At 71.0% G+C, this 15,457-nt stretch carries 13 protein-coding genes; 6 read left to right on the top strand and 7 right to left on the bottom strand.

Translation table 11 applies throughout. The features are described 5' to 3' along the window. Positions 1-687: 687 nt before the first annotated feature. The gene (locus tag ADL12_RS43645) at positions 688-2,088 is read right to left on the bottom strand and encodes an ROK family transcriptional regulator (protein ID WP_062713947.1); all 1,401 of its coding nucleotides are present in this window, start codon (positions 2,086-2,088) and stop codon (positions 688-690) included. Between the two features lie 121 nt (positions 2,089-2,209). On the opposite strand from ADL12_RS43645, the gene ADL12_RS43650 reads away from it, so the two are divergent. Both ADL12_RS43650 and ADL12_RS43655 read left to right on the top strand, forming a co-directional pair. Further along, complete coding sequence (locus ADL12_RS43650) at positions 2,210-3,421, top strand: MFS transporter (RefSeq protein ID WP_062713949.1); 1,212 nt, start codon at positions 2,210-2,212, stop codon at positions 3,419-3,421. 112 nt (positions 3,422-3,533) lie between these two features. Next, complete coding sequence (locus ADL12_RS43655; RefSeq protein WP_062713951.1) at positions 3,534-4,148, top strand: dihydrofolate reductase family protein; 615 nt, start codon at positions 3,534-3,536, stop codon at positions 4,146-4,148. A 10-nt stretch (positions 4,149-4,158) separates the two neighbouring features. On the opposite strand, the gene ADL12_RS43660 is transcribed toward ADL12_RS43655, so the two are convergent. From ADL12_RS43660 to ADL12_RS43670, 3 genes are all read right to left on the bottom strand, one after another. Next, a complete protein-coding gene (locus ADL12_RS43660) occupies positions 4,159-5,442 on the bottom strand; it encodes a CynX/NimT family MFS transporter (RefSeq protein WP_244188262.1) in 1,284 nt (427 codons plus the stop codon). A 99-nt stretch (positions 5,443-5,541) separates the two neighbouring features. Then, the gene (locus ADL12_RS43665) at positions 5,542-6,678 is read right to left on the bottom strand and encodes a hypothetical protein (protein WP_063806811.1); all 1,137 of its coding nucleotides are present in this window, start codon (positions 6,676-6,678) and stop codon (positions 5,542-5,544) included. Between the two features lie 201 nt (positions 6,679-6,879). After that, positions 6,880-7,458, bottom strand: a complete 579-nt coding sequence (locus ADL12_RS43670; RefSeq protein ID WP_062713953.1) for a cysteine hydrolase family protein — start codon at positions 7,456-7,458, stop codon at positions 6,880-6,882. Positions 7,459-7,617: 159 nt separating this feature from the next. Between ADL12_RS43670 and ADL12_RS43675 the strand changes: the two genes are divergently transcribed. Further along, on the top strand, positions 7,618-8,661 hold the full coding sequence (locus tag ADL12_RS43675; protein ID WP_062713955.1) for a GlxA family transcriptional regulator: 1,044 nt from the start codon (positions 7,618-7,620) through the stop codon (positions 8,659-8,661). Positions 8,662-8,672: 11 nt separating this feature from the next. On the opposite strand, the gene ADL12_RS43680 is transcribed toward ADL12_RS43675, so the two are convergent. Then, positions 8,673-9,815 carry a glycoside hydrolase family 6 protein gene (locus ADL12_RS43680; RefSeq protein WP_062713957.1) on the bottom strand — a complete coding sequence of 381 codons (1,143 nt, stop codon included), beginning with the start codon at positions 9,813-9,815 and terminating at the stop codon, positions 8,673-8,675. 173 nt (positions 9,816-9,988) lie between these two features. On the opposite strand from ADL12_RS43680, the gene ADL12_RS43685 reads away from it, so the two are divergent. Both ADL12_RS43685 and ADL12_RS43690 read left to right on the top strand, forming a co-directional pair. Continuing rightward, positions 9,989-10,675, top strand: a complete 687-nt coding sequence (locus ADL12_RS43685) for a DUF5995 family protein (RefSeq protein ID WP_062713959.1) — start codon at positions 9,989-9,991, stop codon at positions 10,673-10,675. A 99-nt stretch (positions 10,676-10,774) separates the two neighbouring features. Beyond that, complete coding sequence (locus ADL12_RS43690; RefSeq protein WP_062713961.1) at positions 10,775-11,704, top strand: LLM class F420-dependent oxidoreductase; 930 nt, start codon at positions 10,775-10,777, stop codon at positions 11,702-11,704. A gap of 15 nt (positions 11,705-11,719) precedes the next feature. On the opposite strand, the gene ADL12_RS43695 is transcribed toward ADL12_RS43690, so the two are convergent. Then, entirely contained in the window at positions 11,720-13,420 is a 1,701-nt protein-coding gene (locus tag ADL12_RS43695) for a flavin monoamine oxidase family protein (RefSeq protein WP_062713963.1), read from the bottom strand. A gap of 293 nt (positions 13,421-13,713) precedes the next feature. Continuing rightward, on the bottom strand, positions 13,714-14,502 hold the full coding sequence (locus ADL12_RS43700) for a carbon-nitrogen hydrolase family protein (RefSeq protein WP_062713965.1): 789 nt from the start codon (positions 14,500-14,502) through the stop codon (positions 13,714-13,716). Positions 14,503-14,799: 297 nt separating this feature from the next. Here ADL12_RS43700 and ADL12_RS43705 point away from each other — a divergent pair, with 297 nt between their 5' ends. Beyond that, positions 14,800-15,342, top strand: a complete 543-nt coding sequence (locus ADL12_RS43705) for a hypothetical protein (RefSeq protein ID WP_062713967.1) — start codon at positions 14,800-14,802, stop codon at positions 15,340-15,342. The last annotated feature ends 115 nt before the right edge of the window (positions 15,343-15,457 follow it).

Below are 15,457 nucleotides of genomic sequence, written 5' to 3' on the forward strand. Positions count from 1 at the left end.
GGCCACCTGAGCGACGGGTCGTCTGAGCCGGCACGTTGTCTGGCCAGACGAGTCATCCGACCGTCCCATCCAAGAGACGCGGGCGGCACGGTGGCCGTCCGGGGTAGGTGCGGGCGGCACCTGATGGGGCGGCGGGGGCTGGCTGGGCGGGCCGCCTGAGCGACGGGTCGTCCGGCCAGGCGGGTCGTCCGACCGTCCCGTCCAAGGGGCGCGGGTGGCCTGGTGGCCGTCCGGGGTGGGTGCGGGCGGCCCTGACGGGCGGCCGGGAGTGGGAGCGAGCGGTGCCCCGAGCGGCGCCTGCAGGGCGAGTCGGTCGTAAAGCAGACACTTCCCTCGCCCGCGGCACCCGAGAAGCTGTGCTGCGCCCTGTGCGACGCGATGAGCAGATGCTGTGGCCCCCATCCGCTTGCGTACGGCCCCCCTCCCGCGGTCCGAGGGCGGGCCGGCAGCGTCTGAGCGGCGATTCGGGAGTGGGCAGGAACTGACCGGCGGTTCCAGGAGGGCGCGCCCTTGACCGGCGGTTCCAGGGGCGGGCGTGCCCCTGACCGGGGTTCATGGACGGTCACGTCGTCGGCCAGCGATTCCAGGGGCGGCCGCGCCCTGACCGGTGCATTCCGGGCAGGGCCTTGGCCTGACTTCAGGGGCAGTGGCCGCCGGGACGGCGCTCGTGGGGAGCGGTTGGGCGGGTCACCGGTCCGGTGGGGCGAACAGCTCGTCCTGCGCGGCTTCCCGCGCGGTGAGCAGCGCTCCGCGCAGCACGGCGGCGCCGCCCAGTCCGCTGGGGCGCACCACCGTCGCCAGCGGCGACATCCGCCGGATCCGCTCCTCCACTCGCCGGGCCAGCACGTCCCCGCCGGCCTGTCCGACCTCTCCGCCGAGGACCACACAACCGGGGTCGAGGATCGCGACGACGGAGGCGACGCCGATGGCGAGGCGGTCGGCGAGGGCGTCGAGGAAACGGCCGGCGGACGCCACGGTGCCGTGGGCGCGGGACGGTTCGGCGGACGCGACGGGCGTGTCGGTGTCGGGATGCCGGTCGGCTCGCGCCGACGGGTCGTCCAGGGGGCGCGCTGTGTCTGCGTCGTCCCCGCTGTCGGCCGTCCGCATCGCCGCTGCCTGCTCGCCGGCGGCCGAGGCAGGTCTCGCGACATCCGAGGCAGCCACCCCCGCGCCACCGTCCCCGGAAGCCAGCGCGACGGCTTCCCTGACGACCTCCACCGCGAGTGGCTCGTGCACGGCGTCGCCCTCGGGGCTCAGCCCGTACGAGCCCGCGAGTTCCACCACCGCCGCAGACCCCCCGAGCGAGTGGAATCCTCCCTCGCAGTCCACCGCCGACGGCAGCCCCGACGTCCCCGGCACCGGCAGGAAGCCGATCTCGCCGGTTCCGCCGGAGGCTCCGCGGCGCAGGGCGCCGTCGAGGACCACGGCCGCGCCGGTGCCGTGGCCCAGCCACAGCAGGACGAAGGTGTCCCGGTCCCGCGCCGCTCCGTCGCGCTGTTCCGCGAGGGCGGCGAGGTTGGTCTCGTTCTCGACGTTGACGCGGGCCTCGGGGAACCGGTCCTGGAGTGCTGCCACCAGGCGGCGGTGCCATTCGGGCAGGCCCGTGGAGTCGCGCAGCTCACCGCTGGCCGGGTCGATCAGGCCCGGGGCGCCGATGCCCACCGTATGGAGCCGGTCCGCCCCCGCCTCCTTCACGACCCGCTCCACCAGCGCCACCGCCTGTTCCACGGCAGGCCCGGTCCCCGTGTCGCCGTCGATCGGCACCGACGCCTCGGCTAGCACAGCCCCGACCAGGTCGGACACGACCACCGAGACGCCCTCGGTACGGATGTCCAGCGCTGCCAGATGGGCGCGGTCGGCGACGATGCCGTACAGCTTGGCGTTCGGCCCGCGCCGCTGTTCCCCCGCCTCCCCGACCACCGCGATCAGGCCGGCGGCGGTGAGGCGTTCGACGAGGTCGGCGACGGTCGGCCGGGACAGGCCGGTCAGCTGCTTCAACTGCCCTGCCGTCAACGGGCCCTCCTGCTGGAGCAGGCGCAGGGCGAGCCGGTCATTGATGGCCCGGGCGGTGCTCGGGGATGCGGGCATGCCGGGATCCTCCCACGGCTGGTTTATTCGCTATCTATCAGGCAGGGTCCCTGATAGTTTACGGCGGCGACCGCAGGCCCGGAACAGACCGGTGGGCCGAGGACCAGGGAGGGGCCGCAGAATGAGCGCAGTGGTTGACGAACAGCGCGAGGTGAAGCGCGCCCGGTACGCCGTGGCGGCCGTCTTCGCCGTGCACGGCGCTGTCACCGGCTCGTTCGCGACGCGTGTGCCGTGGATCCAGGAGCATGCCGAGGTCAGCGCCGGCCAGCTGGGACTCGCGCTCGCCTTCCCCGCACTCGGCGCCTCCGTCGCGATGCCGGTCGCGGGCAGCATCACCCAGCGCTTCGGCGCCCGGAACGCCCTGCGCGGCCTGATCGCCCTGTGGACCCTCGCCCTCGCCCTGCCCTCCTTCGCCCCCAACCTGCTGACCCTGTGCCTGGCCCTGTTCACCTTCGGCGCCACGGCGGGCATGGCGGACGTGGCGATGAACGCGCTCGGCGTCGAGGTCGAGAACCGCCTGGACCGGTCGATCATGTCCGGGCTGCACGGCATGTGGAGCGCGGGCGCCCTGATCGGCTCGGCGGCCGGCACGCTCGCGGCGCACCTGGGCACGGACGCCCGGCTGCACCACGCGCTCGCCGCGGCCACCCTCACCTTCCTCGGCGTCCTGGCCTGCCAGTGGGTGCTCGACCTTCAGCCCGCCGAGGACGAGGAGCCGCCGCCCCGGTTCGCGCTGCCGCCCCGCTCGGCGCTGCTCATCGGCGCGGTCGGGTTCTGCGCGGTGTTCGCGGAGGGCGCGAGTCTGGACTGGTCGGCGGTCTATCTGCGGGACCAGCTGGACACCTCGGCCGGTCTCGCGGCGGCGTGCACGACCGGCTTCACGCTCACCATGGCGCTCGCCCGGATCGCCGGCGACAAGGTGGTGGACCGCTACGGAGCCGTGCGCACGGTCCGGTTCGGCGGCGTCCTCGCCACGCTCGGCGGGCTGCTCATCGTCGTGTCGGCCCATCCGGCCGTGGCGATGGCCGGGTTCGCACTGCTGGGCCTGGGCATCGCGGTGGTCGTCCCGCTGTGCTTCGCCGCGGCGGGCCGCAGCGGCCCCAACCCCAGTCAGGCCATCGCGGGCGTCGCGACGATCACGTACACCTCGGGTCTCGTCGCCCCCGGCGCGATCGGCGGGCTCGCCCAGGCGACCAGTCTGATGGTGTCGTTCTGCGTGGTCACCGTGCTGTCCTGCGGTCTCGTCGTGTTCGCGGGCGTCCTGCGCACCGGCGACCGCGACCGCCGGAAGGTCAGCCGCCCGGACGCAGCGGTTCCCGAACCGCGCTCCTGAGGGCCGGCCGCGACTGCGGACGCCTGATCGGACGCCTGATGTCGAATGCGCCGGTTCCCGATCGACGTGAGGGTGAAGGCAGCCCATCCCAGGACTTCAGGAGCACCCCATCGTGACCGTAACCGCGGATATGGCCATCTCCCTCGACGGCTACGTCGCCGGCACCGACGTCACCATCGACAACCCGGGAGGCCACGGCGCCGAGCCTCTCTTCGAGTGGATCCACAACCTGGCGAGCTGGCGGGAGCGCCAGGGCATGACCGGCGGGGAGGAGAACCGCGACTCCGAGCTGATGCGCGAGTGGTTCGACGCCACCGGGGCGGTGGTCATGGGCCGGATGATGTACGACACGGGCGAGGAGTTCTGGGGCGACAACCCGCCGTTCCGGACCCCGGTCTTCGTACTCACCCACCGCCCGCGGCCGACCCTGGTCAAGGAGGGCGGCACCACCTTCACCTTCGTCACCGACGGCATCCACAGCGCCCTCGACCAGGCCAAGGCCGCCGCCGGGGGCCGGAACGTCGACATCGCGGGCGGGGCGAGCACCGTGCAGCAGTACCTCGGGGAGGGGCTCATCGACGAGTTGCAGCTCCACGTGGTGCCCGCGCTCCTCGGAGAGGGACTGCGGCTCTTCGAGGGACTGGGCGCGGCGCGGCGCAGCCTCGAGCCGGTCAGGGTGGTCGACACGCTACTCGCCACCCATCTGAAGTACCGCTTCGTGAAGTGACCTGGACCGACTACAGCCGGACGAGCTGACCGTCGGCGCGCGAAGCGGTGCGCTGCGCCGGTTTCTCCTCGCGGCTGCCGGGGCGTACGTGACCGGGGCGGGCGGCGAGCAGTCCTGCTACCGCCTCCGGCACCACCAGAGCGATCAGGGCGACAAGCGGCACCCGCCAGCCGTCGGTGGCGTCGTGGAGCATCCCTGTGGCCAGCGGGCCGAGGCCGGCCAGCAGGTAGCCGATGGTCTGCGCCATACCCGAGAGGTCGGCTGCGGCCCGCGGGCCGTCCGTGCGCAGCCCGAGCAGTGTGATGGCCAGGGGGAAGGCGCCGCCGGTCGCCGCGCCGAGCAGACACACCCACACCCAGCCGTGGGCGGGGGCCAGCAACAGACCTGCGAGGGAGATCAGTTTCGCCACGATCACAGCCCCCACGAGGGGTCGCTGGCTGCGCATTCGGGCGGCGACAAGGGGGACGACGAATCCCAGCGGGATACCGATGGCCAGCATCACCGCCATCATCAGGCCGGCCTCGCCGGGTGTGTAGCCGCTCGCGTGCATGATCTGCGGCAGCCACGCCACCAGCAGGTAGAACATCAGCGACACCAGCCCGAGGAACGCCGACACCCACCAGGCGAGCGCGCATCGCAGTAGTGATCCACCCGATCCGCCAGGTCCGCCAGATCCCCCTGCCGTCCTCGGCGCCGACGGCGGCCGCATCTGCGGCTGCGGCTGCGACCTGCGATGCCTGCCGCGCGCTCCGGGGACGGCAAGCAGCCACCACACCGCCGCTGCCGGCACAGCGGGCACCGCCGACACCGCAAGCGCCGGCTGCCATCCGATGGCGGTACACAGCGGCACCGCGACTCCGGCTGCGAAGGCACCGGAGACGGCCATGAGAGTCATGGCGAGGCCGGTGAACAGTCCGATCCGCTGGGCGAAGTGGTCCTTGATGAGCGCGGGCATCAGTACGTTCCCGACGGCGATACCGGCCCCGGACAGCACCGTTCCGGCGAAGAGCGCCGCCGGCCACGGAACCGCCCGCACGGCGGCGCCGAGCGCCACAACCCCGAGGGCGGCGCACACGGCGGCGTGCGTTCCGAACCGGTGGGCGAGGCGGGGTGCGAGCCAGGCGAAGAGGCCCAGGCACAGGACCGGCAATGTCGCCAGCACGCTGACCTGGGCGTCGGAAAGGGTGAGTGCCTCCTGTACGTTCCCGATGAGCGGCGTCATCCCGGTGATCGCCGCGCGGAGATTGATGGTCAGCAGAATCAGGCCGGCGATGAGCCACAGCCTGGTTTTCACGTGTGTTCCCCCCATGCACGTGCGTTCCCCCATGGACGAGACGGCGGCCCTCTCCTCGGTCCCGGAAGAGGGCCGCCGGGCTCGCGAAATGCGTTCCGGTCAGACACTCACGCTGTGATTGACCGGACACTTCGCCCTGCCCGCGCTGCGGAACGCGGCACCGGAGACGGGCGTGCCGAGTTCCTTCAGGATCTCGTCGGACAGCAGGTCCTCCTTGCCCTTCAGGGCGTCGGCGACCTTTGTGTCGGAGACGAACACCAGCTCCGCGGCGATGTTGTCCTGAACGATCCGCGCCAGGTTGTCCAGGGCCACCCCGATCGGGTCCGACGGCAGCTGCGCCGTGGGGATGTCGATCAGGTGGGTGTTCACCTTCTGCTGGTTCATCATCGGCTTGATGATGATCTCCGCCTGGTTCAGAACCGATGTCGTCCAGATCGACAGCACCACCGTGTACAGGTCGGCCCAGGCGCTCTCACCGATCTGTGCCCGCCACTTCCTGCACAGGCTCTGCACGCCGGAGATCTGCGCCGCGGCGGCGTGCTCCATGTTGACCCGGATCGACGGGTAGACGCGCCCCGCGAAGACCTGGAACGAGGCGATGTCGAAGGCGCGGGCGCGGAGGGAGTCGGCGATGAAGGTCAGCGCCTCGTCGAGGATCTTGGCGCAGGAGCCGTGCAGTTCCTGCGGCAGGTTCGCCGCGGCGAGGTTGTTCTTCGCGGTGGTCAGCTTGTCCGCGAACGCCTGCAGCGGCGTCGTCCAGGCGTCGGTGGCGGGGCCCTTCATCGCCACCATGTCGAGGTCGTGGGCGTCGATCCGGTCGGCGTTGGAGACGTTGGGGACCTTGCCCGACAGATACTCCGCGAGCGTGGAGTAGATGCCCAGCGGGACGTGGGCGATGGACTTCGCCAGCTCGAACTCCTCCGCCACCGGGTGCTCGACGTACTGCTTGCCCTTGTGGATGAGGGTGAACGTGCCGCCCTTGGCGTCGTTCTGCACCACGATGACGGGCCCGAGATTCTTGACCAGGTCGGCCTTCAGCGCCGCGTAGTTGGTGCGCATCGCCGCGTTCACCGCGCGGATGGAATCCCGGGCGGCGGTCTGGGTGGCCGCCGCTTCCGCGGCGGGGGCGGCGTCGAGGACGGATGATGCTGCGTTCGGCTGCGCAGCCGTATAGCCCAGGAAGGCCGCGGCGCCGATGCCGCCCGCGCCGCCGATGAATGTCCTTCGTGTTGCCATGACTTGCTCTCCGTAACGAATCGGTCGTCAGGTGTTCCCGCCGTGGGGAGCGGTGCCGTGGGGGGAACTGACCCGCCGGGAGCCGCGAAGGGCCGGGACGCGGGGAGCAACGCAAGGAAAGGAATGGAAAGGAAAAGGAGGGAAGTTCCCTCTCCGACAGCGTGGGGCTGTGGGGCGCCGGAGAGGGCGAACTGCGGGGTGTTACGTCAGCGCGGTGTGGGAGGGAACGACGACGGCGTACGCGTCGGCGATGGCCGCCAGCGCGCTGCGGTGCAGCTCGTCGGCGGACACGTCCACGATCGACCGGGTGGCGCACGCGTCCGCAGGCACGGTGGGCTTGTTGCCGCGCAGCGCCGCCGACGCCGACGTGTACGCGATGCACATGTGCGTCATGAACCCGGCGACGATCACGGTCTCGTTCCCGGCCTCGTCCACGAGCTTGCCGAGTTCGGTCCCGTGGAAGGCGTCCGGTGCCTGCTTGACGACCACGGACTCGCCGTCGATCGGCGCCACGCCCGGGTGGATCGCGCCGATCTCCGCGCGGATGTCGTAGGGCGAACCCTCGCCTCCGTCGTGCTGGATGTGGATGACCGCGGCTCCGGCCCGGCGGGCCCGGGACAGCAGATCCGACGCCGCTTCCAGGGCGGGCTTCCAGCCGTCGAGTTCCATCGCACCGCGGGTGTAGGTGTTCTGGTAGTCGACGAGGATGAGCGTCGAGGACGCGAGGGCCGCAGGGGTGGTGTCGGCGCCACCGAGTTCGCGCAGCGTCTTGCTTGCCACAGCTCTTCTCCAGGGTTTTCCGGGGACTTGAGTAAGTTGTTCAACAGACTGTTGAACACGCATGCGACGCTATGGCGTGAACCGGGGTTGCGGCAATGACGCACTATTTGCAGAAACCGACGCCCGTGTCCGTGAGTTGAGCGAAACGGGGGCTGCAGGGTGGGGACCGTGAACCGGTTGATCGTGATCGTGCTGTTCGAAGGCGTCGACCTCCTCGATGTCACCGGCCCACCGGAGGTGTTCTCCCTCGTCCCGCGCGAAACCACGGAGCTCGTCGGCTACGAGGTCGTGCTGGCCGCCGAGACACCGGATCCGGTGACGACGGCGGCGGGTGTGCGGATCCTGCCCGACGCCACGTTCGACGAAGTCGGCGCACGGGCGATCGACACCCTGCTGGTGCCCGGCTCGGTCGAGGTCGACGGCGAGCGCCGCATCCACCCCGTCATCGAGCCCGGCACGGTGGCCCGGGTGAAGGCGTTGGCGACCCGCAGTCGGCGCGTGGCCTCGGTGTGCGTCGGTGCGCACATCCTCGCCGCCGCCGGGCTCCTCGACGGCAAGCGCGCCACCACGCACTGGTCGACCGCGCAGCGGCTCGCCGCCGACCATCCGGCGGTGCGGGTCGACCCGGATCCGATCTTCATCCGCGAGGAGGGCGAGGTGTGGACCAGCGCGGGCATCAGCGCCTGCCTGGACCTGTCCCTCGCGCTGGTCGCGGAGGACTTCGGCGAGCCCGTCGCGCTGCGCGTCGCCCGTCAGCTCGTGATGTACCTGAAGCGGCCCGGCGGGCAGTCCCAGTTCAGCGTGCCGTTGGAGCAGGTGTCCACGACGCGGCGCGTCGAAGACCTCCGGCACCACATCCTGAACAACATCGACCGGCGCCTGACCGTCCCGGACCTGGCCGCGTACGCGCATGTCAGCGACCGGCAGCTCACCCGGATCTTCAAGACCGAACTCGGCACGACCCCGCACGCCTACATCGAGTCGGCCCGGGTCGAGCTGGCCGGCAACCTGCTGGAGACCACCGACGACACGCTCGAACGGGTCGCCTCCCGCTGCGGGTTCGGCACCGTTGACACCCTCATCCGGGCCTTCCGCCGCCGCCTCGCCACGACGCCGAGCGAGTACCGGGCCCGGTTCCGCGTCACCCCGGTCCGCCCGATCCGTCCGATCCGCCCGGTCCGCCCGGTCCGGCGGACGACGTAGATCGCGTTCTCTCAGCGCGCCAATTCGTAGGCGTACGACGCCGTGAAGGTCCCCGGGCTCCCCTTGCACCCGTCCGACTCCCCCGGCAGCTTCACCCACAGGTAGGCGTCGATCCGCGCCTCGCCGGTGCTGAGCGTCGGCGTCCGGCCGAGCTTGCGGCCCGCCGGATCGCACCACTCCCCGTCGGCCGGAGCCCCGGCGCCGTTGCGGCTGGTGTCGATGACGGCGCCCAGGCTCGCCGGGCCGCCGAGGGCGTCGAGGACCCGTCGGTCGTAGGCGATCTCGTCGGTCGTGGCGTGGAAGTTGGAGACGTTGCTGAAGATGCCGTCGGAGGACGCGGCCGAGGCGGCGCCGGCCTGCCTCAGCCAGCCCGCCTGTTTCGCGGGCGGGTGCCAGCCGGAGTGCCCGGCGTCGTAATAGACGCGCGCCTTCGGGTTCGCGGCCTTGAAGGCGCGGCCCGCGCGGGCCAACGAGGCGAAGCGGTCGGCGCGTTCCCCGGCGGAGAGGCACTCGGACTGGGCGATGGAGTCGGGCTCCAGGATCACGATCACGTCGCCGGAGCCCAGCCCCGCGGCGAACCTGTCGATCCAGGCGTCGTAGGCGTCGAGGTCGGGCGCCCCGCCCTCGGAGTGCCCGCCGCAGTCGCGGTCCGGTATCGCGTACGGCACGACCACCGGCACCCGCCCCAGCGTCGACCCGCCCGAAGTGACCGCGCGGACCCGGGCGGTGACGGCGTCCGGCGTGAAGTCGGCGAACCACACCGCGGCCGGCTGGGCGGCGATGCGGGACTCTATGACGGCGTGGCGCGGGTCGCCGGCGTTGGCGCTGACCCACTCGAGGACCTGGGAGTCGGGGTGGCGGTAGAGGCGGGCGGACACCACGGCCGGCTGCTGCTGCTTCCTCTCGGTCCTGGTCGGCGAAGGCGTAGGGCTCGTAGGACCGGCCTTCTTCTTCGGCGTCGGTGAAGCAGGCGTCGGCGAAGGGGACTTGGTGACCGACGGGGAGGCCGAGGGCACGAGCGGCAGGGACTCAAGGCTCGGCGAGCGCGTCGTCTCGGGCGGCCTGGCCTGATCGGAGCCCCGGCTGCCGTCGAGCGCGGAGATCATGCCGGTCGCGGTGCCGACGGCGACCACGACGGAGGCAGCCACGGCCATGGCATGGCGCCGGACCGCCCTTCTGCGCTCGGACCTGCGTGCGGCCAGTCGCTGGGCACGTAAGCCTGGCACCGTCCTACTCCCCTCCCCCACAGCGAGCGGCGTTCCCCCGTTCTGGGGAAGCGCCGGGCCCGCCGACACTTCCGCCAGCCTAAAGCTGGGACTCTGCCCCCATGGCGCAATGCGAACAATTCACCACAGCCGTGGACGCGGTCATCTCCCGTATGCGCGCCCTCGATGCGGGCCTGCCCCAAGCCGACGGAGTGGCGGTCTTCAACCGCGTCTACCTCACCGTCACGGAGGCGGTCGACCGGCACATCGACGGCGGCCGGTTCACGGACGCGCGGGCCGCGATCACGCTGGACGTGCGGTTCGCGGAGCGGTATCTCGCGGCGGTGAGAACGGCTCAGGACGAGGGGCGCCCGCCCGCCTGCTGGCGGCCCCTGTTCCAGATGCGCCGCCATCCCGGCGTACGACCGCTGCAGTTCGCGCTCGCGGGCATCAATGCGCACATCGGGCACGATCTGGCGCTCGCCGTGGTGGACGCCTGTCTTAGCCTCGACTGCGCACCGGCCGATCTGGAGGACGAGTTCGATCGCGTGGGTGATCTCCTCGTCTCGCTGGAGGAGCGCATCCGCGAAGATCTGATGCCGGGTCCCGACCTGCTCCAGATCGCCGACCCGCTCACCCATCTGCTCGGCTCCTGGAGCCTGGAGCGGGCCCGGGACGCCACCTGGTCGGCGGCCCGTACCCTGTGGGCGCTGCGCCGACTGCCCGACGTCGCCGAGGAGTTCACCGAGCGGCTGGACGGGGCGGTGGGGTTCGCGGGACGGATGTTGCTCACGCCGCTGCCGGAATGATCGCGTCAATCTTCGTGGCGCACCCCCGCCGGCCCTCCCCTCCGGGGTTACGTTGAAGGTTGAACCGTCCGTGAGGAACCGACGCGAAGGAGCGTAGGGATGGCCATTCGGCTGGGGCTCAGCCTCCCCCAAGCGCAGCAGTACGACATCGGACGCGACGTCCCGGACGTGGCGCGCACCGCCGAGCGGATCGGATACGAGAGCCTGTGGGTCTACGAGCGGGCCCTCTTCCCGGAACCCCAGACACAGGGCCTGTACGGCATCGAGGGACTGCCCTGGCCGGACGAGTACCGCGGCGTCCCCGAGCCGCTGGTCACGCTGACCCTCGCGGTCACCGCGACCGAACGGGCCGAGCTGGGCACGAGCGTCCTGGTGGCGCCGCTGCACGGTCCGTTCCAGCTGGCCAAGGCGCTCGGCACGTTGGACGCGGCGAGCGGCGGCCGGGTCGTGGCGGGCCTCGGGACGGGCTGGTCGCTCGACGAGTACGCGGCTGCGGGCGAGGCCTCCTTCGAGGAACGCGGCCGCGTGCTCGACGAGGTCATCGACGTCTGCCGGGCGGTGTGGGGCCCGGATCCGGTGACCTACGAGGGCCGCCTTGCCAAGATCGCCTCGGCCGTGGTCGCGCCCAAGCCCGCCCGGCCGATCCCCATCCTGCTCCCCGGCAACAGCAAGAAGGCGATGACCCGGCTCGTGGACCGCGCTGAAGGCTGGATGCCGATCGCCATGGGGGTCGAGCAACTCGACACACAGTGGCGGCAGTTGCAGGACCTCGCGGCCGAGCGCGGCCGGGCGACGCCGATCCGGACGGTGGTGCGGGTGAACGCGCGGTACACCCCCAAGGCGTACGACGGCGCGGACCGCTCGCCGTTCCAGGGCAACGTCGCCCAGATCGTCGAGGATCTGGCCGCCCACGCCGCGATCGGACTCGACGAGTTCTTCTTCGAGCTCCAGGGCCACGCACGGGACGCCCAGGAGCTGAAGGACGTCGCCGCCGAGGTGTACGAGGCGGTGCGGGCCGCCGGGATCTGACGGCCCTGCGCGGTCTCAGTCCTCCGGCAGCTCGACCGGCGCGATCTCGTCGTACACGTCGCCCGGCCCCGGGTTGGTCGGGTCGGTCTCCCCGCCGAAGTGGTGCATGACGCCCCAGACCGCGTTCAGCGCGGTCTGGATGGCGCCCTCGGCCCAGCCGGCCGTCCAGGAGATGTCGTCACCGGCGAGGAAGATGCCCCGCTTGTCCTCGGCCAGCCGGTCCTGCATGAAGTGCGTGAACAGGCGCCGCTGGTAGCGGTAGTGGCCCGGCAGGTTGGCCTTGAACGCGCCCATGAAGTACGGCTCGTTCTCCCACGACACCGTCACCGGGTTGCCGATGATGTGCTTGCGGATGTCGACCTTCGGATAGATCTCGCCGAGCGACTTCAGCATGACCTCCATCCGCTCGTTCGCGGACAGCGGCAGCCACTTCAGGCTGTCGTCGCACCAGGTGTACGACAGGCAGATGACGGCCGGCTTGTCCGGACCGTCGTCCAGCAGGTAGGTCCCGCGGGTCATACGGTCGGTGAGCGTCATCGACATGACGTCCCGCCCGGTGTCCTCGTCCTTGTCGAGCCAGAAGGGCCGGTCGACGGGCACGAAGAGCTTCGAGGACTCCATGTAGTGGGTGCGCTCGATGGCCGTCCAGTGGTCGATCGGGAAGAGCGAGTCGTCGCAGGCGATCTTCGACAGCAGCATCCAGGACTGAGCGGTGAAGATCGCCGCCTGGTAGGTGCGGATGTCACCGTTCGCGTCGGTCACGGTGATCCGGTTGCCCGCGGTCCGGTGCAGCCGGATCACGGCCGGGCGGGGCTCGCCGTTCTCGTGCAGGCTCGCGAGCGAGGTGCCGTGGGCCCAGTGGACGATCTTCTCCGGCTCGCGCTCCCAGAGCCTGAGCGGCAGCTGCTGGGAGCCGCCGACGATGCCGCGGTGGTGGTCGTCGGCCTCGGTGTAGACGACGCGCAGGATCTCCAGGATGGAGTTCGGGAAGTCGGTGTCCCAGCCGCCGGTGCCGAACCCGACCTGGCCGAAGATCTCGCGGTGCCGGAAGGACTTGAAGGCCTCGGAGTCGCAGAGGAAGCCGTAGAAGGTCTGGTTGTCGAGCTTCTCGACGAGCTTCGCCCAGATCTCGCGGATGCGCGGCACGTCGCGCTCGCGCATGGCCTGGTTCATGTCGGAGAAGTCGGCGCCCTCTTCGAGGCACTTGTTCCAGGCGTCGGCGACGTCCCGGTAGACCTGCGGGAGGTCGTCGATCGTCTCGGCGTAGTGGGACTCGCCCTTGAGGTCGACGACGGTCGAAGGCGTCGCCTCGGCAAGGGGGTTGGGGAAGGGCCGGGTCTCGAGCCCCACCAGGTCGATGTAGTGCTGGAGGGCCGTGGAGGACGGCGGGAAGCGCATCGCGCCCATCTCCGCGGTCAGATCCTCGGTGCCCGGGCCGTCGAAGCCGACGGTCCGCAGGCGCCCGCCGATCTGGTCGGCCTCGTACACGACCGGCTTGAGGCCCATCTTCATCAGCTCGTACGCGGCCACGATGCCGGAGAGCCCGCCGCCGATGACCGCGACCTCGGTGCCGTGCTCGGTCGCGGGTATCTGGCCGAGCCCCGCAGGGTGGGCGAGGAAGTCGTCGTACGCGTACGGGAAGTCCGGGCCGAACATGGTGATCGGCGGCTGCTGCTCGTCGGCGTGCTGGACGGCGTTGGGCACCGTGGACGTCATGGGACCGAATTCCTCGCTGATTTCAGTGTTCGTCGGTATCTGTCGGGTAGGGCCAGTAGAGTCGGGCTGGTCGCCGGGAGTGGCTCGGAGACTGAAAACATCACGTGGAGCCGGTGTAAGACCCGGGAGTTGTCCAGGCTGTCGACGGAGAAGCGTGAACCGTAATCTCTGCTCGCCGAGCAGAGAACGGACCATCCGGACAGAGATGTTCGGATTGCTGAGAGCCATCGAGGCTCTGAGCAACGGTACGGACTCCTTGCACAAGCGAAGAGCGAGTCCGAAAGCAGCGGGACTCAAACGAGGGTCCCGTAGAGTCCGGGGCGGCGATCCTTCAAGTACGGATTTGCCTCGCGGGAGGCGGCGAGGAAGGCGGGGTCGGCATCGGCCACCACCAACTCCTCGCCGCGTCCGGCACGGGTGTGCGCGATGCCGTCGGGACCGGCCAGCGTGGACAGCCCGACGAACTCGAACTCCCCTTCCTGGCCGACCCGGTTGACGTACGCGACGTACATCTGGTTCTCGAAGGCCCGCACCGGGATCATCGACTCGGCGACGAACTGGAACGGGTGCATCTGCGCGGTCGGGACGATCAGGAGGTCGGTGCCGGCGAGGGCGTGGGCGCGGACGTTCTCCGAGAACTCGACGTCGTAGCAGATCAGGATGCCGACGCGCAGGCCGTCGAGCTCGGCCTGGACGACCTGCTGGTCCCCCGGCGTGAAGTGGTCGCGCTCGAAGCAGCCGAAGAGGTGGGTCTTGCGGTAGTTGGCGAGACGGGTGCCGTCGGAGGAGATCAGCTGGGCGGAGTTGAAGACCGTGTCGCCGGCCCGCTCGGGGTAGCCGTACGCGATCGCGAGGCCGTGCCGGGCGGCGATGTCGGCGATCGCGTCCGCGCAGTCCCCGTCGGCGGGCTCGGCGAGGCGGGCGATGTCGTCGCCGATCGCGTACCCGGTCAGGAACATCTCCGGCGTCACCAGCAGCCCGGCGCCCGCGGCGGCGGCCCGGCCCGCGGCCTCGTCGAGGACCTTGAGGTTCTCGACGGTCGAGCCGGGGCGGCCGGAGCTCTGGAGCAGGGCGGTGCGCATGCGTGATCCTCACCGGGCGGAAGTGGTTGGGGGAGCCATGTAGAAGGTACGGGCGGCTGACCAGGCCGGACAAGAAGGAGCCGTTGCGCGCCGGTGAGCGGTTTGTTGCGTCGGTCGTGGGTCCGGCGGCGATTCGTTGCGCGCCCTCGGACGGAGGTCCTGTCCTCCTCGGAGTGGAGGGGTGCTCGGGTGTCCCCGCCGTACGGCGGAGGCGGGGGCCCGTCCTCGGCGCGATGTGGCCGGGGCGCGCCGCCGAGACAGTGGTGACTGTCCGGTTGACCTGCAGAAAGGACCACCATGAACCGCCGTACCAGGACCGTCGTGCTCTGCTGTGCGCTGCTGCTGCTCACCGCCGGAACGATCGGTCCCGCAGCCACCGCAACGGACGCACCGCAGCAGCGCGAGGCCGCCGCGGTCACCGGCACGGCCAAGCTGTACCGCTCGGCCGGGGACGACATCACGGTCTCGTTCGACGCGCATCTGGCGGCGAAGGACACCGACGATCCGACGAAGGCCACCGGCACTTTCGAATTCAGCCACTACCGGAACGACTTCGGCGCCTGGGCCAAGGCCGAGGTCGACTGCCTGATCACGGGCGGCAAGGTGGCCGTCGTCTCCGGAGTCATCACCGACTCCGACCTGCCGGGCGCCAAGGGCAAGCGGGTCGGGGTCACCGTCCACGACCTCGGCCGCCATGACCGGCTCGGCTACAGCTGGGCCGCGACGGGCCTCCCCGGCGCGGGGCAGGAGCCGCCCAAGTGCGTGGGCTCCGCCCCCTTCGAGAAGGTCAAGAAGGGGACGGGCGACTTCACGGTCGCGCCGTGGCAGCCGGAGCTCTAGGGCCTGTCCGGCGGATCATGCCGGCGTCGCGGGGCCTGGCACGCCCTCCCCCAGAGGGGGTACCCCCAGCGGCGTTGTCGTCGGTTGCCGACTCCCCCACTCTCGACTTCGCTCG

Origin of the sequence: Streptomyces regalis, from assembly GCF_001509475.1 — a bacterium.
Taxonomy (GTDB): Bacteria; Actinomycetota; Actinomycetes; order Streptomycetales; family Streptomycetaceae; genus Streptomyces; species Streptomyces regalis.